Annotated in this window: 13 protein-coding genes; 4 read left to right on the forward strand and 9 right to left on the reverse strand. The window is 69.0% G+C overall.

The features are described from left to right. Positions 1–9: 9 nt before the first annotated feature. Genes FPJ27_RS10490 through FPJ27_RS10505 form a run of 4 tightly spaced genes read right to left on the reverse strand, consistent with a single transcriptional unit; the run spans position 10 to position 3,768 of the window. Complete coding sequence (locus FPJ27_RS10490; RefSeq protein ID WP_204422832.1) at positions 10–1,167, reverse strand: ABC transporter permease; 1,158 nt, start codon at positions 1,165–1,167, stop codon at positions 10–12. After that, on the reverse strand, positions 1,164–2,114 hold the full coding sequence (locus tag FPJ27_RS10495) for an ABC transporter ATP-binding protein (protein WP_204422833.1): 951 nt from the start codon (positions 2,112–2,114) through the stop codon (positions 1,164–1,166). Before FPJ27_RS10495 ends, FPJ27_RS10490 begins: the two co-directional genes overlap by 4 nt. Beyond that, on the reverse strand, positions 2,111–3,073 hold the full coding sequence (locus FPJ27_RS10500; protein WP_204422834.1) for an HlyD family efflux transporter periplasmic adaptor subunit: 963 nt from the start codon (positions 3,071–3,073) through the stop codon (positions 2,111–2,113). The genes FPJ27_RS10495 and FPJ27_RS10500 overlap by 4 nt, the downstream gene beginning before the upstream one ends. Continuing rightward, on the reverse strand, positions 3,070–3,768 hold the full coding sequence (locus FPJ27_RS10505; RefSeq protein WP_204422835.1) for a TetR/AcrR family transcriptional regulator: 699 nt from the start codon (positions 3,766–3,768) through the stop codon (positions 3,070–3,072). Before FPJ27_RS10505 ends, FPJ27_RS10500 begins: the two co-directional genes overlap by 4 nt. On the opposite strand from FPJ27_RS10505, the gene FPJ27_RS10510 reads away from it, so the two are divergent. Beyond that, entirely contained in the window at positions 3,767–3,916 is a 150-nt protein-coding gene (locus FPJ27_RS10510; RefSeq protein WP_204422836.1) for a hypothetical protein, read from the forward strand. The two genes, FPJ27_RS10505 and FPJ27_RS10510, sit on opposite strands and share 2 nt — an antisense overlap. 128 nt (positions 3,917–4,044) lie before the next feature. Here the strand turns inward: FPJ27_RS10510 and FPJ27_RS10515 are convergent, their stop codons facing one another. From FPJ27_RS10515 to FPJ27_RS10525, 3 genes are all read right to left on the reverse strand, one after another. Next, positions 4,045–4,464, reverse strand: a complete 420-nt coding sequence (locus tag FPJ27_RS10515) for a cupin domain-containing protein (RefSeq protein ID WP_204422837.1) — start codon at positions 4,462–4,464, stop codon at positions 4,045–4,047. Positions 4,465–4,474: 10 nt separating this feature from the next. Then, complete coding sequence (locus FPJ27_RS10520) at positions 4,475–4,912, reverse strand: carboxymuconolactone decarboxylase family protein (RefSeq protein WP_204422838.1); 438 nt, start codon at positions 4,910–4,912, stop codon at positions 4,475–4,477. A 94-nt stretch (positions 4,913–5,006) separates the two neighbouring features. After that, a complete protein-coding gene (locus FPJ27_RS10525) occupies positions 5,007–6,491 on the reverse strand; it encodes a PLP-dependent aminotransferase family protein (RefSeq protein ID WP_204422839.1) in 1,485 nt (494 codons plus the stop codon). 215 nt (positions 6,492–6,706) lie between these two features. Between FPJ27_RS10525 and FPJ27_RS10530 the strand changes: the two genes are divergently transcribed. Further along, positions 6,707–7,624: a LysR family transcriptional regulator gene (locus FPJ27_RS10530; protein ID WP_204422840.1), complete on the forward strand. Its 918-nt coding sequence runs from the start codon at positions 6,707–6,709 to the stop codon at positions 7,622–7,624. A gap of 139 nt (positions 7,625–7,763) precedes the next feature. Beyond that, complete coding sequence (locus FPJ27_RS10535) at positions 7,764–8,513, forward strand: SDR family oxidoreductase (protein WP_072436700.1); 750 nt, start codon at positions 7,764–7,766, stop codon at positions 8,511–8,513. 95 nt (positions 8,514–8,608) lie between these two features. On the opposite strand, the gene FPJ27_RS10540 is transcribed toward FPJ27_RS10535, so the two are convergent. Both FPJ27_RS10540 and FPJ27_RS10545 read right to left on the reverse strand, forming a co-directional pair. Further along, entirely contained in the window at positions 8,609–10,255 is a 1,647-nt protein-coding gene (locus tag FPJ27_RS10540; RefSeq protein WP_204422841.1) for a glycoside hydrolase family 32 protein, read from the reverse strand. Positions 10,256–10,413: 158 nt separating this feature from the next. Continuing rightward, positions 10,414–11,997, reverse strand: coding sequence for a glycoside hydrolase family 68 protein (locus FPJ27_RS10545; RefSeq protein ID WP_204422842.1), 1,584 nt, complete (start codon positions 11,995–11,997; stop codon positions 10,414–10,416). 218 nt (positions 11,998–12,215) lie between these two features. On the opposite strand from FPJ27_RS10545, the gene FPJ27_RS10550 reads away from it, so the two are divergent. Then, on the forward strand, positions 12,216–13,229 hold the full coding sequence (locus FPJ27_RS10550) for a substrate-binding domain-containing protein (protein WP_204422843.1): 1,014 nt from the start codon (positions 12,216–12,218) through the stop codon (positions 13,227–13,229). Positions 13,230–13,301: the final 72 nt, after the last annotated feature.

A 13,301-nucleotide genomic window follows, 5' to 3' on the forward strand; every position in this document is an offset into this window, starting at 1 on the left:
GTGCGGCCCCTAATCGAGCGTGCGCCGGTAGAAGCGCAGCGCGATGCCCATCACGACGACGGTGAACAGCGCGACCGGCCACACGGACGGCCACAGGTCGGCCCAGCCGTTGCCCTTCAGCAGGATGCCGCGCACGAGGCGGTTGAAATAGGTGAGCGGCAGCAGGTTGCCGATGAACTGCGCCCACTTCGGCATTCCGGCGAACGGGAACATGAAACCGGACAGCAGGATGTTCGGCAGGAAATAGAACACCGCGAGCTGCATCGCCTGCAACTGGTTCTGCGCGAGCGATGACAGCGTGATGCCGACCGTCAGGTTCGCGGCGATGAACAGCAGCGCGGACAGGTAGATCGCGAACACGCCGCCGACGAACGGCACGACGAACACGAACCGAGCCGCGACGAGGATGATCGACACCTGGATCAGCCCGATCAGCACGTACGGGACGATCTTGCCCGTCATTACCTCGAGCGGCCGCACGGGCGTTGCGAGCAGGTTTTCCATCGTGCCGCGCTCGCGTTCGCGCGTGATCGCGAGGCCCGTCATCATCACCATCGTCATCGTCAGGATCACGCCCATCAGGCCCGGCACGACGTTGTACTGCGTGATGCCTTCCGGGTTGTACAGCCGGTGCAGCACGACGTCGAACGCGGCCGGGCGGCCGTTCTTCAGGTGCGCGAGCGGCCCCGTCAGGTCCTTGTCCGCGACGGGCTGCACGAGGCCCGGCAGCGCGCCGATCGCGGATGCGGTCGCGACGGGATCGGTGGCGTCCGCCTCGACGAGCAGCGACGGACGCTCGCCGCGCAGCAGCCGCCGCGAGAAATCGGCCGGCACGCTCAGCACGAACTGCACGTCGCCGCGGGCGAGCGCATGCCGGCCGGCCGCTTCGTCCGGCAGCGTCTCGACGATGTCGAAGTAAGCGGAATTGCGCATCGCGGCGATGAAGCTGCGCGCGAACGGGCTCGAATCGGCGACGATCACCGCGGTCGGCAGGTGCTTCGGATCGGTGTTGATCGCGAAGCCGAACAGCGCGAGCTGGATGATCGGCACGCCGACGATCATCGCGAACGTCACGCGGTCGCGGCGCAACTGCAGGAATTCCTTCAGCACGATGCTCCACCAGCGCGCGACCGAAAACGATTCGCGCAGGCCCGCCCACGCGTTCATGACGCTGCTCCGCCGGGCGGCCCGGACGCGCGGCCCATCATGTAGATGAAGACGTCCTCGAGCCCGGTGTCGATGGGCGCGACCCGCAGCGACGCATCGTCGCTCGCGACCCGCGCGAGCGTCGCGTCGAGCGCGCCGCGATCGCGGCCGCTCACGTGCAGCGCGGAACCGAACACGACGGTTTGATCGACGCCCGGCATCGCGCGCAGCCGTGCGGACAGTTCGGTCAGGTGCTCGCCGGTGATCGTGCGGGTCGACAGGTGCTGCGACGCGATGATCTCCGCCGACGTGCCTTGCGCAAGCAGTTCGCCGGACGCGATATAGGCGAGCTTGTGGCAGCGCTCGGCTTCGTCCATGTAGTGCGTGCTGACGAGCACCGAGATCCCCTGCGCGGCCAGCCGGTGCAGTTCCTCCCAGAAGTCGCGGCGCGCGGCCGGATCGACGCCGGCGGTCGGCTCGTCGAGCAGCAGCAGTTCGGGCTCGTGCAGCATGCACGCGGCCAGCGCGAGGCGTTGTTTCCAGCCGCCCGACAGCGCACCCGTGAGCTGGTCCGCGCGGCTCGCGAGGCCGAGCCCGTCGAGCGCGCGCGCGACGGCCGCCTTGCGGTCGGGCATCCCGTACACGCGCGCGACGAAATCGAGGTTCTCGCGGATCGACAGGTCTTCCCAGTACGAGAAGCGCTGCGTCATGTAGCCGACGTGCCGCTTGATCTGCGCGCTGTCGCGCACGATGTCGTAGCCGAGGCAGGTGCCGCTGCCCGAGTCGGGCGTGAGCAGGCCGCACATCATCCGGATCGAGGTCGTCTTGCCGCTGCCGTTCGGCCCGAGAAAGCCGAAGATCTCGCCGCGCGCGACGCGCAACGAGACGTCCTTCACGACGTGCTTGTCGCCGAAGCGCTTGTTCAGGCGATCGACGTCGATCGCGTACGGAGCGGCCGGCGCGTTCATTGCACCCTCACGGCGACGGGCTGGCCCGGATGCAGCTTCGGCGCGTCGGCGACGGCGGGGCGCGCCTCGATCATGAACACGAGCTTGGTCCGGCTCTCGTTGCTGTAGATCACGGGCGGCGTGTATTCGGCCTCGCTCGACACATAGGTGATGCGTGCGGGCACGTCGGCCGCGCAGCCGTCGCAGCGGATCGCGACCGCGCGCCCCGGCGCGAGCGATGCGATGACGGCTTCCGGCACGAAGAAGCGCACCTTCAGGTTCTGCGGCGGCAGCATCTGCACGACCGGATTGCCTGCCTGCACCCATTCGCCGACGCGGTACAGCGTGTCGTACACGCGCCCGGCGGCGGGTGCGGCGACGCGCTTCTGGTCGAGCTTCCATTGCGCTTGCGCGACCGCTGCCTGCGCGGCGTCGACCTGCGCGGCCTGCGCGGCGACCTGCTGCGCGCGGCCCGGCAGGCGAGCGACGTCGACCTGCTTCTGCAGTTCGCGCATCTGCGCGGCGGTGGTTTGCGCGGACGTGCGCGAATCGTCGAGCTGCTGCTTCGACAGGCCGCCGGCCGCGTATTGGCGTTCGTCGCGCGCGAGTTGCGCGGCGGCCCGTGCGGCCTGCGCGGTGGCCTGCGCGAGTTGCGCCTGCGTGACTGCCACTTCCGGCGGGCGCTTGCCGGTCTGCAGGTCGGCGAGCTGCGCGCGTGCCGCGGCGAGCTGATGCCGTGCCTGCAGCAGCGCGGCCGTTTCGTTCGCGGCTTCGAGCGAGAACGCGGGCGTGCCGGCGGCGACGGCCTGGCCGCGTGCGACCGACAACTGCGTCAGCGTGCCCGATTGCGACGACGACAGGTACACGAATTCGCCTTCGACATAACCCTGGTAGGTCGTGCCGTTGTCCGTCGATCGTCCGCAACCGGCGAGCAGCGCGAAGGCGGCGAGCGCGAGCGATAGCGCGCGGGCCGCGTTCACGACGGCCTCCGCGGCGAGCGCGTCCGCGCACGCGGCGTGGCGGCCGGCGGCCGCAGGCCGGAACCGAGCAGCGCGCGGACATGCCGGTGCAGCACGTCGCGATCGATCGGCGGCAGGCCGCGCGCGCTTTGCCACAGCTTCGCGGTCGCGAGCGGCAGCATCACGAGCGCGATGATCGAATGGAACAGGAACGCGGGTTCCAGCGCGGGGTTCAGCGTGCCGGCGTGCTGCGCGGCGCGGATGCGTTCGGCGAAACGCCCGACATGCTCGAGCGGAATGCGCCGGACCATCCGTTCGCGCAGCAGCCCGCCTTCATGGACGATCTCGCGCAGCCAGATCGACGGCAGCCACGGCATGCGATGCGTGACGTCGAAGAAGCGGTCGACGAGTTCGGCGACGAGCGCGAACGGATCGTTCTCGATCTGCGGCTCGGTCGGGCGCCACACGAACGCGATGACCTGCGCGAGCCGCTCCTCGACGATCGCGTCGAGCAGTTGCTCGCGATTCGTGAAGTAGTAGTGGACCATCGCGGACGTGACGCCGGCGGCGGCGGCGATCTGCGCGACCGTCGTCGCGGCGATGCCGTGCTCGGCGAACAATTGCATCGCGACGTCGAGCATGTGGTCGCGCAGGTCGAAATCGTCCACCGACGGGCGGCGCCCGCGCGGCCTGGCGACGGTGGATTTCGCGTTCATGCAGACGACGCTAATTGATGAGTTAGTTAATTTCAAGGAAGGGTTTTCGCCGGCGTTGATCGAGATCAGACGCGCGTCGAATGGCGGCGCGGACGCGCGGGAAAGCGGCGCGCGCGGCCGAGGGCAGTGTGCCGGCGGCGGAGTGTAGGGAGCGGCTAATGGGGAACGGCGGAGGGGGGCGGCGAAAGGCGTCGGCGAAACTGCACGGAACCGACGGGAAAACCGGTCGAGAAACGGAGGCACGGACCGCACACGGCACGCGCCCCCGAAACGTCGTCACTGATCGATCGGCGACTTCAGCGGCTCGTGTTCGCCGGTCAGCCCGAACACGACGAGCTGCGCGGGCTCGGTCGAACTCGCGTTGCGCGACACCTGGTGGCGCGAGCCGGGCGCCTCGTACCAGCCTTCGCCGGCGCGATAGCGATGCAGCGGGCCGCCGTTCACCTGCGACAGCACTTCGCCTTTCGACACGACCGCGAACACCGAGCCGAGGTGCCGGTGCGCGTCGGAAGCCTGGCCGGGCGCATAGTCGACGGTCGCGACGACGGCGAGCTTGCCCGGCGCTTCGGGCACGGCCTGCTGCATGATCGCGTGCACGTTGTCGCCGGCGTCGTGCGCATGGGCGGCGGCCGGCAGCGCGGCGCCGAGCGCGAGCCCCGCGCACAGGGCGGCTCGCTGGAGCGTGGAGCGGATCATCGTCGTCTCCTTACTCGGGCATCTTGCGGAACGCGATCGCGAAGCGGTTCCATGTGTTGATCGTCGCGATCAGCATCGACAGGTCGAACAGCTCCTCGTCGCTGAAGTGCGGCTTCACGGCTTCCCAGACGGCGTCGGGCACGTGATTGCCGGCCACTAGCGTCAGCGACTCGGTCCATTCCAGCGCCGCGCGTTCGCGCTCGGTGAAAAACGGCGTTTCGCGCCACGTGACGACGGTCGCGAGACGGCGGTCGGTTTCGCCGCCCTTGCGCGCGTCGGTCGTGTGCATGTCGACGCAGAACGCGCAGCCGTTGATCTGCGATGCGCGCAGGCGGACGAGTTCGGCGAGCGGCTTCTCGATCGAGCTCTTCGCGATGAAGTCCTCGGCGTTGCGCATCACCTTGATCGCATTCGGGCTGGCGGTATAGAAGTTCAGGCGCGGTTGCATGGCAGGTCCTTTTTCGGTTGGTGCGCACGGTGGCGCGACAGGACCCACTTTAAGACCCGAATTGGCCTGCTTGAATAGCCAATTTTGTGGAAATTCAGGTAACCAGTGCCGGGCGGCCGACACGGCCCGAACCCAGCAGCCCGGCCAGTTGCGCGAGCGCGGTGTCGATGCGCAGCGCGTCGATCCCGCCATAGCCGAACAGCAGCCCCGCACGGACCGGCACGCCGACATGGAACGCAGAGATCCCGTACAGGCCGATGTCCTGCTCGCGCGCCGCGCGCACCAGCGCCGCTTCATCGGGCCCCGGCTTCAGGTATGCCGCGAGGTGGATGCCGGCGGTCGGCACGATCGCGTCGAACCACGGCGCGAGCTCGCCGCGCAGATGCGCGATCAGCATCTTGCGGCGCGCGTCGTAATGTTTCTGCACGCGCTTCAGGTGCCGCGCGAAATCGCCTTCGAGCATGAAGCGCGCGAGCGCCGCCTGCGTCAGCGTGCAGGTGTGCCAGTCGACGATCTGCTTCGCCTTGGCGAGCGCGCCGCGCAGCGCGCGCGGCGGAATTGCGTAGCCGATCCGCAGTTCGGGAAAGATCGTCTTCGAGAACGTGCCGACGTACGCGACGAGGCCCGTGCGGTCGAGGCTCTTCAGCGATTCCACGGGCCGGCCTTCGAAGCGGAACTCGCCGTCGTAGTCGTCCTCGATGATCACCGCGCGGCGGCGCTGTGCCCATTCGAGCAGCGCGATGCGCCGCTCCAGCGTCATCGGCATCCCGAGCGGGAACTGGTGCGACGGCGTCACGTAGACGAGGCGCGCTTCGTCGGGCAGCCGTTCCGTGACGAGGCCCTGCGCATCGACCGGCACGCCGATCACCGTCGCGCCGAGCGACGCGAACGCGGCGCGTGCCGGCGGATAGCCGGGGTCCTCGACCGCGACCACGTCGCCGGGCCGCACGACGACGCGCGCGAGCAGGTCGAGCGCCTGCTGTGCGCCTTGCGTGACCAGCACGTCGTCCCAGCTGCACGCGACCGCGCGGCTGAACGCGACATAGCGTGCGATCGCGCCGCGCAACTGCGGATCGCCGGCCGGGTCGTGGTATTGGCCGGGGCCGCGCGCCTGCTGGCGCAACGCGTGATGCAGGCAGCGCCGCCACGCATCGAACGGGAACAGCGTCTTGTCGGTCACGCCGCCGCGGAAGTCGAAGCCGGGCGAGTCCTGCGGCGCGGGCATCGCGAGCGCGTCGGGGAGGTCGTTCCACAGCGCGCGTGCGTCGACCGCGTCGATGCGCGGCGTGTCCTCGACGAGCGACGGCGCCGGCATGGCCGCGGCGTGCGGCACGCGCGCGAGGCCGTCGGCGACGAACGTGCCGTCGCCCGCACGCGTATTCAGGTAGCCCTCGGCGACGAGACGCTCGAACGCGTCGAGCGTCGTCTTGCGCGATACGCCGAGCTGCTTCGCGAGATCGCGCGTCGACGGCAGCCGCGCGCCGCCTGCCAGGCGCCCGTCGACGATCGCGGTGCGCAGTTGCCGGAAGATTTGCCCCGTCAGGTCGTGACGGCCTTCGATGCGGATCGCGATGTCCATCGCAGTGGTTACCTCGATTGATGCTGATTTGCTGGAATCGGTGTACCGCCAGTATGCCGCCGGCGCGCGGACTCGGGTTGGCAGGATGTTGCGTACGACACCTGTCCGCCCATCCGCCGCATCGAACGCCGTCCGATTGGACCGCCGCCCGCCGCTGCCTTACGATCCACGGGAGCCACGACAATCCCAGACTCACCCCGAACCGGAGTGCCCCCATGCTGTCCGAAGACGAACTTGCGCTGCTCGACGCGATCCGCGCGACCGGCAGCCTGTCGCGCGCCGCCGCGCGGCTCGGCAAGGCGCCGTCGACCGTGTCGCACGCGGCGCGCCAGCTCGAAACGCGTTTCGACGCGCTGCTGTTCGACCGGCGCGGCTACCGGCTGCAGCTCACGCCGGCCGGACAACTGCTGGCCGACGAAGCGGCGCGGCTGGCGCTGGACGTCGCGCGGCTGACGCAGCGCGTGCGGCAGGTCGCGAGCGGCTGGGAGGACCGGCTGTGGATCGTCAGCGACGAGGTGCTGGAGTTCGACACGCTGCTGCCGGTCGTCCGCGCGTTCGACGCGCTCGATTCGGGCGTGTCGCTGCGCTTCACGCACGAAGTGCTCGGCGGCACCTGGGAAGCGCTGCGCGACGGTCGTGCGGATCTGGTCGTCGGCGCGACCAACGAGCCGCCGGCTATTCCCGGCTTCAAATGGTTCGAACTGGGCGCGATGGAGTGGGTGTTCGCGGTGTCGCCGCGCCATCCGCTTGCATCCGTGAGCGACGTGCTGACGCGCGACGCGATCGGCGCGCATCGCGCGGTCGTCGTCGCCGATTCGTCGCGGCGCGCGGCCGGCCGCGCGTATGGCCTGCTCGGCGGGCAGGCCGTGCTCGCGGTGCCGTCGATGCGCGCGAAGATCCTCGCGCAGCGCGACGCGCTCGGCGTCGGCTGGGTGCCGCGCCGGCGCGTGGCGTCGCTGCTCGAGCGCGGCGAGCTCGTCGAGAAACAGACGGCCAACCCGCGCGAACCGAACGTGCTGTATGTCGCGTGGCACGGCGATCGCGACGGCCGCGCGCTGCAATGGTGGCTGGAGCAATTGCGCGAGCCCAGACTCGCGCAACGCCTGCTCGACGGGATCGACGTGACCGGCTGAGACGGAAAACGACGACGGAGCGCCCGCTCGAACACGTTCGACGATTTCGAACATGTTCGCCGCGCGCGTCGTACGGCAACACAGGTCGCCGCGCGCATCCTGTGTTCACGGTCAACTCACCGGTTCACAGGAGAACATCATGCAACGCTTCGAAGGAAAGACGGTCCTCGTCACGGGCGGCAACAGCGGCATCGGCCTGGCGGCCGCCAAAGCATTCGCGGCCGAAGGCGCGCGGGTCATCATCACCGGGCGCGACGCGCAGACGCTGGAAGCCGCGCGGCAAACGCTCGGCGAAGGGGCGCTCGCGATCCGCAACGAGGCCGGCAGCGTCGCGTCGGCCCGCGCACTGGCGGACGCGATCGCCGCCGCGGGTGCGCGGCTCGACGCCGTGTTCATCAACGCGGGCGTCGCGAAACTCGCGCCGTTCGCCGACAGCGACGAGGCGATGTGGGACCTCGTGTTCAACACCAACGTGAAGGGCGCGTATTTCCAGATCCAGTCGCTGGTGCCGCTGCTGAACCGCGGCGCATCGATCGTGATCAACGGTTCGATCAACGCGCACATCGGGATGCCCGGCTCGTCGGTGTACGCGGCGAGCAAGGCGGCCGTCAATTCGTTCGCGAAGACGCTGTCGACGGAACTGCTGCCGCACGGCGTGCGCGTGAATGTCGTGAGCCCGGGGCCGGTTCAGACGCCGCTGTACGGCAAGCTCGGGCTCGATGCGGCGACGCTCGACGAGACGGCCGGGAAGATCAAGGGCCTCGTCCCGATCGGCCGGTTCGGCACGCCGGACGAAATCGCGTCGACGGTGCTGCACCTCAGCGCGCCGGAATCCGCGTTCATCGTCGGCGCGGAGATCATCGCGTCGGGCGGGATGGGATTGCTCTGAGCCGTAACGCCGGCGGGGACCGCACCGGCCGACGCAGCGCCGCGCGACGGTCCCCGTCGCATGCGGGAAGGGCGACGCGCTCTCTCGAACCGCACCTACCGCGCCGCGCAGGTGTTACGCGTATCGCCGCCGGCTTCGAGCTGCGTCACCGTGAGCCCCGAGAACGTCGCGCGGCCGTGCTCGGCAAACACCGCGACGCGGTCCGCATCGAGCGGCGGAAAGATCAGGTCGGTGAGCGTGACGCGGCCGCCGTTCGCAAACACTTCGACCGACCCGCGATCGACGACGATTTCGAGCCGCAGTTGCCCGTGTTCGAGCGGCAGGTCGACGATATGCTCGCGGCTGAACGTGCCGGCGAAATTCGCTTCGCCGGACTGCGAGCGGTCGAGCGTCAGCGTGCGTTTTGCCGTGTCGTACACGATCCGGGTGCCGGTCGTGCCGTCCGCCGAGCGCCGGACGATCAGGCCCGCGCGCGCCGCGCGCTGCGGCGCAATCGTCACCGTGATGCGTTGCGCGACGCCGCGCGTCGCCGCCGACAGCTCGCGCGTGGCGGACTCGACGGCGAGCTCGCCTTCGTGCACGGCGGGCCTGCCGTCCGCCCACGCGTCGAACGCGGCGGCCGGCGCGGCGACGAGCCGGGGTTCGCCGTCGATCGTCTTCAGCGCCAGCTCGCGCGGCAGGGTCGTCGCGCCGCGCCACGGCGTCGTCGGCACTTTTGCCGCGTAATCCCAGTTGCTCATCCACGCGATCGCGACCGGCCGAGTGCCGGGCGCGCCCGAGAAGGTGCCTGCGGCATAAAAGTCGGCGCCGTGATCGACCCAGCGGAACCGGGCGGGATCGGAACCGGCCGGCGCGACGCGATCGGGCGTGAACGTGCGGCCGTCGAAGTCGCCGACGAAATACATCGCGCCCGAGCCGCCCGCGATCGACCACGGATTCACATTGACGATCATTACCCACTTGATGCGTCGGGGATCGCCGTCGAGCGGCAGCGGCACGAGGTCGGGCATCTCCCACAGTGCGCCTGCATGCGGCACGTCCGGCAACGTGAAGTCGCTCAGGAACGACCAGTTGACCAGGTCGTCGGAGCGATAGAGCTTGACGACCTGCGCGTCGGCGACGACCGTCGTCATCAGCCAGTAATGCCCCGGCGCGTACCACGACACCTTGGGGTCGCGGAACTGCTTCGATTCGGGATCGAGCGTGAGCACGGGGTTGTGCGCGTAGGGCTGCCACGTCGCGCCGTGGTCGACGCTGTAGGCGAGCGACTGCGCCTGCGTGCCGGGCGCGTGGCCGGAGCCGTCCTTGTAGACACTCGTGTAAAGCGCAACCAGCGGTGTCTTGCCTGGCGACCCGAGGCCCGACGTGTTGTGCGTATCGGCGACGATCGAGCCGGAGAAGATTTCCTCGGTGGCGTTCGCGCGCATCGCGACCGGTTGCTCGCGCCAGTGGACGAGATCGGTGCTGGTCGCATGGCCCCACGACATGTTGCCCCAATCGTTGCCGAGCGGGTTGTACTGATAAAACAGGTGGTAGCGGCCATCGTCGTAGACGAGGCCGTTGGGATCGTTCATCCAGTTGCGCTGCGGCGTGTAATGCAGCGCGGGGCGCCATTGCGGCGTGCCGTTTTCGGTCGATGCGGCGCAGGGCGCGGCGGCGGCCTGCGTGCAGGCCGCGCCCGCCGCACAGGCGAGCAGCAGCCGGGCGATCCGGAAGGAAAAGCGGGAAAACGTCGATCTCATGCGGGGTTCCGTGCTCCGACGCGCGAAGCGGGAAAGGAGGGCGCGTGCCGCTTGCAAAGGCGGCACGCGCGATCTGCGGAAGAAAAAAAAGCGGCGCGCACGCGACACGCGCGATGTGCGCCGCCTCAACGCTTGCGGGCGGTAGCCCGCCGCGGCCGTTACGGGCGGGTGCCCGGGCCGTCGTTGTGGTCGGCGCCCGTCGCCGGCAGGTTCGCCGGGATATCGCCGTAACCGCCGAGCCCGCCGCGTCCGTACGCGCGGTCGACCGCCGTCGACGTGCCGTTGATGTTGACCTTCACCGTCGGCGCGAGCGTGCCGCCGCGCCGCGGGCCGATCGCGTCGATGAACGACTCGACGAGCCCGCCCGGCATCACGTAGTGCGAATACGACTGGAATTCGCGCGGGTTCTGGTTCGGATCCTGCGAATACGGCGCGCCGGCCGGTGCGGAGAAGTCGGTCGGGTTGCCGAGCACGAGGCCGCCGCCGTTCAGCGGCAGGAAGTCGCTGCGGATGCCGTTGCCGACGAAGCCGTACACGCCGTCCGGCCCGTCGACACCCGCGGCCATCGTCGTACGGTGGCTGATCGTGAACAGGTAGTACTTGCCGTCCTTCAGGTAGATCTGCGGGCGCTCGGTCTGGTCGTCGACGCAGTTCGCCGACAGGAGCGGCGGCAGGAACTTCCATTCCGTCAACTGCGGGTTCGTCGCGACCGCGAGGCCGACATTGGCCTTTTGATACACTGCGCCCGAATTCATCACCGCGTTGAGATCTTCCTTGTACGGATCGTTCGGCGCGTAGCCGAGATCGGCCTCGGTGCAGGTGCGTGCGCCGCGCTGGCCGCCCGTATTGCCTTCGAACACCATGTAGGTCTTGCCCGGGTGCGCGGGATCGGTGAACACGAACGGATCGCGGAACGAGAAGTAGGTATTCTGCTGGCCGGTCTGGTAGTAGTTGCCGTCCGGCTGCAGCAGCGCCTTGTGATCGTCGAAGCCGCTGAACCACACGTGCTTGTCGTCGGCGTGGATGTGACCGTCGGCGCGCGTGATGATCGCCTGCGGCGGCGTGATGTCGGCACCGCCGGGCGCCGAGCGGTTGAACGACGTCGCGGTGTAGTAGAGGCTGACGTTGTCGCCGTGCGTGAGGCGCGCCGAACCCGACCATTCGGCGTTGTTGGTCATCGGCGCGGTGCCGAACACCTTGGCGCTCGCGCCGTCCGGGAACAGGTGGCCGCCCCAGGTCCAGCCGCCGTTGGCGGGGCGCTGCGACGCGGGGACGCCCGCGCGGCGGTAGAAGAAGCCGATGCGCGCATGGACGTGGCGGTCATCGAACGTGTAGCCCGCATGCGGATCGGCGGTGAGCGAGAAGATCACCTCCCAGCCCTTGTAGCTGAGCTGGTTCGCGCGCAGGTCGGCCAGCGGCCAGGTGTCCCAGACCCACACGTTCGAGTTGATCAGCGGGAAATCCTGCGGGATGTCCGGCATCGTCAGCGCTTGCGGCAGCGAGTTCCTGTCGGCGCCGGCCGTATGCGACTGTGCGACGATCTGGCGGATGTCCGCGCGGGTCCAGCGCATCGTGAAGTTGCCTTCGGGATCGTAGGCCTGCTGCGTATGCGGCGTGGGCGCGGGGGCGCCGGCGCTCTGCGCGTGCGTAACGGACGAAGCGGACGCGAAGGCGGCCAGTGCCGCGCCAGCGAACAGCAAACGTTTGGCCGCAGTCGCGCGGCAAAAAGGAAAGTGTGTCATCTCGGCGTTGTTTCAGTTGACGGTGAAAGGGAACGGCTGAAGGTGGCATCGATGTCCAAACCGGTTTGGATACTATTTCAAACCGGTTTGGAACGCAAAAGATATTTATTTGGCGGTAATGCTTACCAAATGGAAATAATTACCCGATTGAGGCGTCCGGGCATCCGGCGTCCGGGTATCTGGGCATCCGGCCGGGCCGGCGAAAACGAGGAGCGACCGTGAAGGTGAATCTGAAGGCGCTGTCGGATGCGCTCGGGCTGTCGCGGACGACGGTCAGCCGTGCGTTGAACGGTTACGACGACGTCAGCGAGGCGACCCGCGAGCGCGTGGCGAAGGCCGCCCGGGAAATGGGCTATGTGGCGGACCCGACCGCGCGCCGGCTCGCGACCGGGCGGGCGGACGTGATCGGGATCGTCTATCCGTTCGGCGCGGGCGATCTCGGCGATCCGCGTTTCGGCGAGGTCGTCGCGGGCATCACCGAGCGGCTGGCCGAGCGCAATCTCGATTTCATCATCGCGTCTGCGCGACCGAATGCGGAACTGGACACCTATCGGCGGATCGTCGACGGCAAGCTCGTCGACGGGCTGATCGTCGCGCGCACGCTGGTCGACGATCCGCGCATTGCGTACCTGCAGTCGAACGCGTTTCCGTACGTCGCATACGGTCGCACGCAAACGGCCGAGCCGTATGCGTGGTTCGATTTCGACAACGAGGCGGGCGCGCGCGATGCCGTCCGCCGGCTGACCGGCTTCGGGCATCGGCGCATTGCGATGATCAGCGCGCCGCTTGCGCTGAATTTCGCCGCGCAGCGTCGCGCAGGCTATCTGTCGGCATTGCGCGAGGCCGGTATCGAGCCGGATCCGGCGTTGCTCGTCGAGTGTACGTTTACGCACGACGGCGGGCTGCAGGCCGCGCGGGCGCTGCTCGCGCGCGCCGAGCGGCCGACGGCGCTGCTGGTCGACAACAACATCGCGGGCGGCGGCGCGTTTCGGGCGCTCGTGGACAGCGGGCTGCGGCCGGGGCAGGACATGTCGTTGATCGTCTACGACGGCGTGCCGCCGGACATCGCGCATCCGCATCGCGTGACGGCCGTCATCCAGCCGACCGGGCACGCGTCGGGACGCGCGCTGGCGGAATTGATGCTGAGGCGGCTGGACGACGGTGCATGCGGGCATCGACTCGAGGCGCCGGTAATCGAGGCCGGCGATACGGACGGCCCGTTGCGCGGCTAGCCGGCGCGACGGACACGGGCGGGGCGCGATCGGTGGCGGACGTTGCCGGATCGCGCCCGGTCGAAAAGGCCA

Origin of the sequence: Burkholderia sp. MS455, from assembly GCF_016899445.1 — a bacterium.
In the GTDB taxonomy this organism is placed as follows: Bacteria; Pseudomonadota; Gammaproteobacteria; order Burkholderiales; family Burkholderiaceae; genus Burkholderia; species Burkholderia pyrrocinia_C.

Coding starts and splice junctions, on each gene's coding strand:
- FPJ27_RS10490 (WP_204422832.1), bottom strand. CDS start 1,167: ATGAACGCGTGGGCGGGCCTGCGCGAATCGTTTTCGGTCGCGCGCTGG.
- FPJ27_RS10495 (WP_204422833.1), bottom strand. CDS start 2,114: ATGAACGCGCCGGCCGCTCCGTACGCGATCGACGTCGATCGCCTGAAC.
- FPJ27_RS10510 (WP_204422836.1), top strand. CDS start 3,767: ATGCAGACGACGCTAATTGATGAGTTAGTTAATTTCAAGGAAGGGTTT.
- FPJ27_RS10505 (WP_204422835.1), bottom strand. CDS start 3,768: ATGAACGCGAAATCCACCGTCGCCAGGCCGCGCGGGCGCCGCCCGTCG.
- FPJ27_RS10515 (WP_204422837.1), bottom strand. CDS start 4,464: ATGATCCGCTCCACGCTCCAGCGAGCCGCCCTGTGCGCGGGGCTCGCG.
- FPJ27_RS10520 (WP_204422838.1), bottom strand. CDS start 4,912: ATGCAACCGCGCCTGAACTTCTATACCGCCAGCCCGAATGCGATCAAG.
- FPJ27_RS10525 (WP_204422839.1), bottom strand. CDS start 6,491: ATGGACATCGCGATCCGCATCGAAGGCCGTCACGACCTGACGGGGCAA.
- FPJ27_RS10530 (WP_204422840.1), top strand. CDS start 6,707: ATGCTGTCCGAAGACGAACTTGCGCTGCTCGACGCGATCCGCGCGACC.
- FPJ27_RS10535 (WP_072436700.1), top strand. CDS start 7,764: ATGCAACGCTTCGAAGGAAAGACGGTCCTCGTCACGGGCGGCAACAGC.
- FPJ27_RS10540 (WP_204422841.1), bottom strand. CDS start 10,255: ATGAGATCGACGTTTTCCCGCTTTTCCTTCCGGATCGCCCGGCTGCTG.
- FPJ27_RS10545 (WP_204422842.1), bottom strand. CDS start 11,997: ATGACACACTTTCCTTTTTGCCGCGCGACTGCGGCCAAACGTTTGCTG.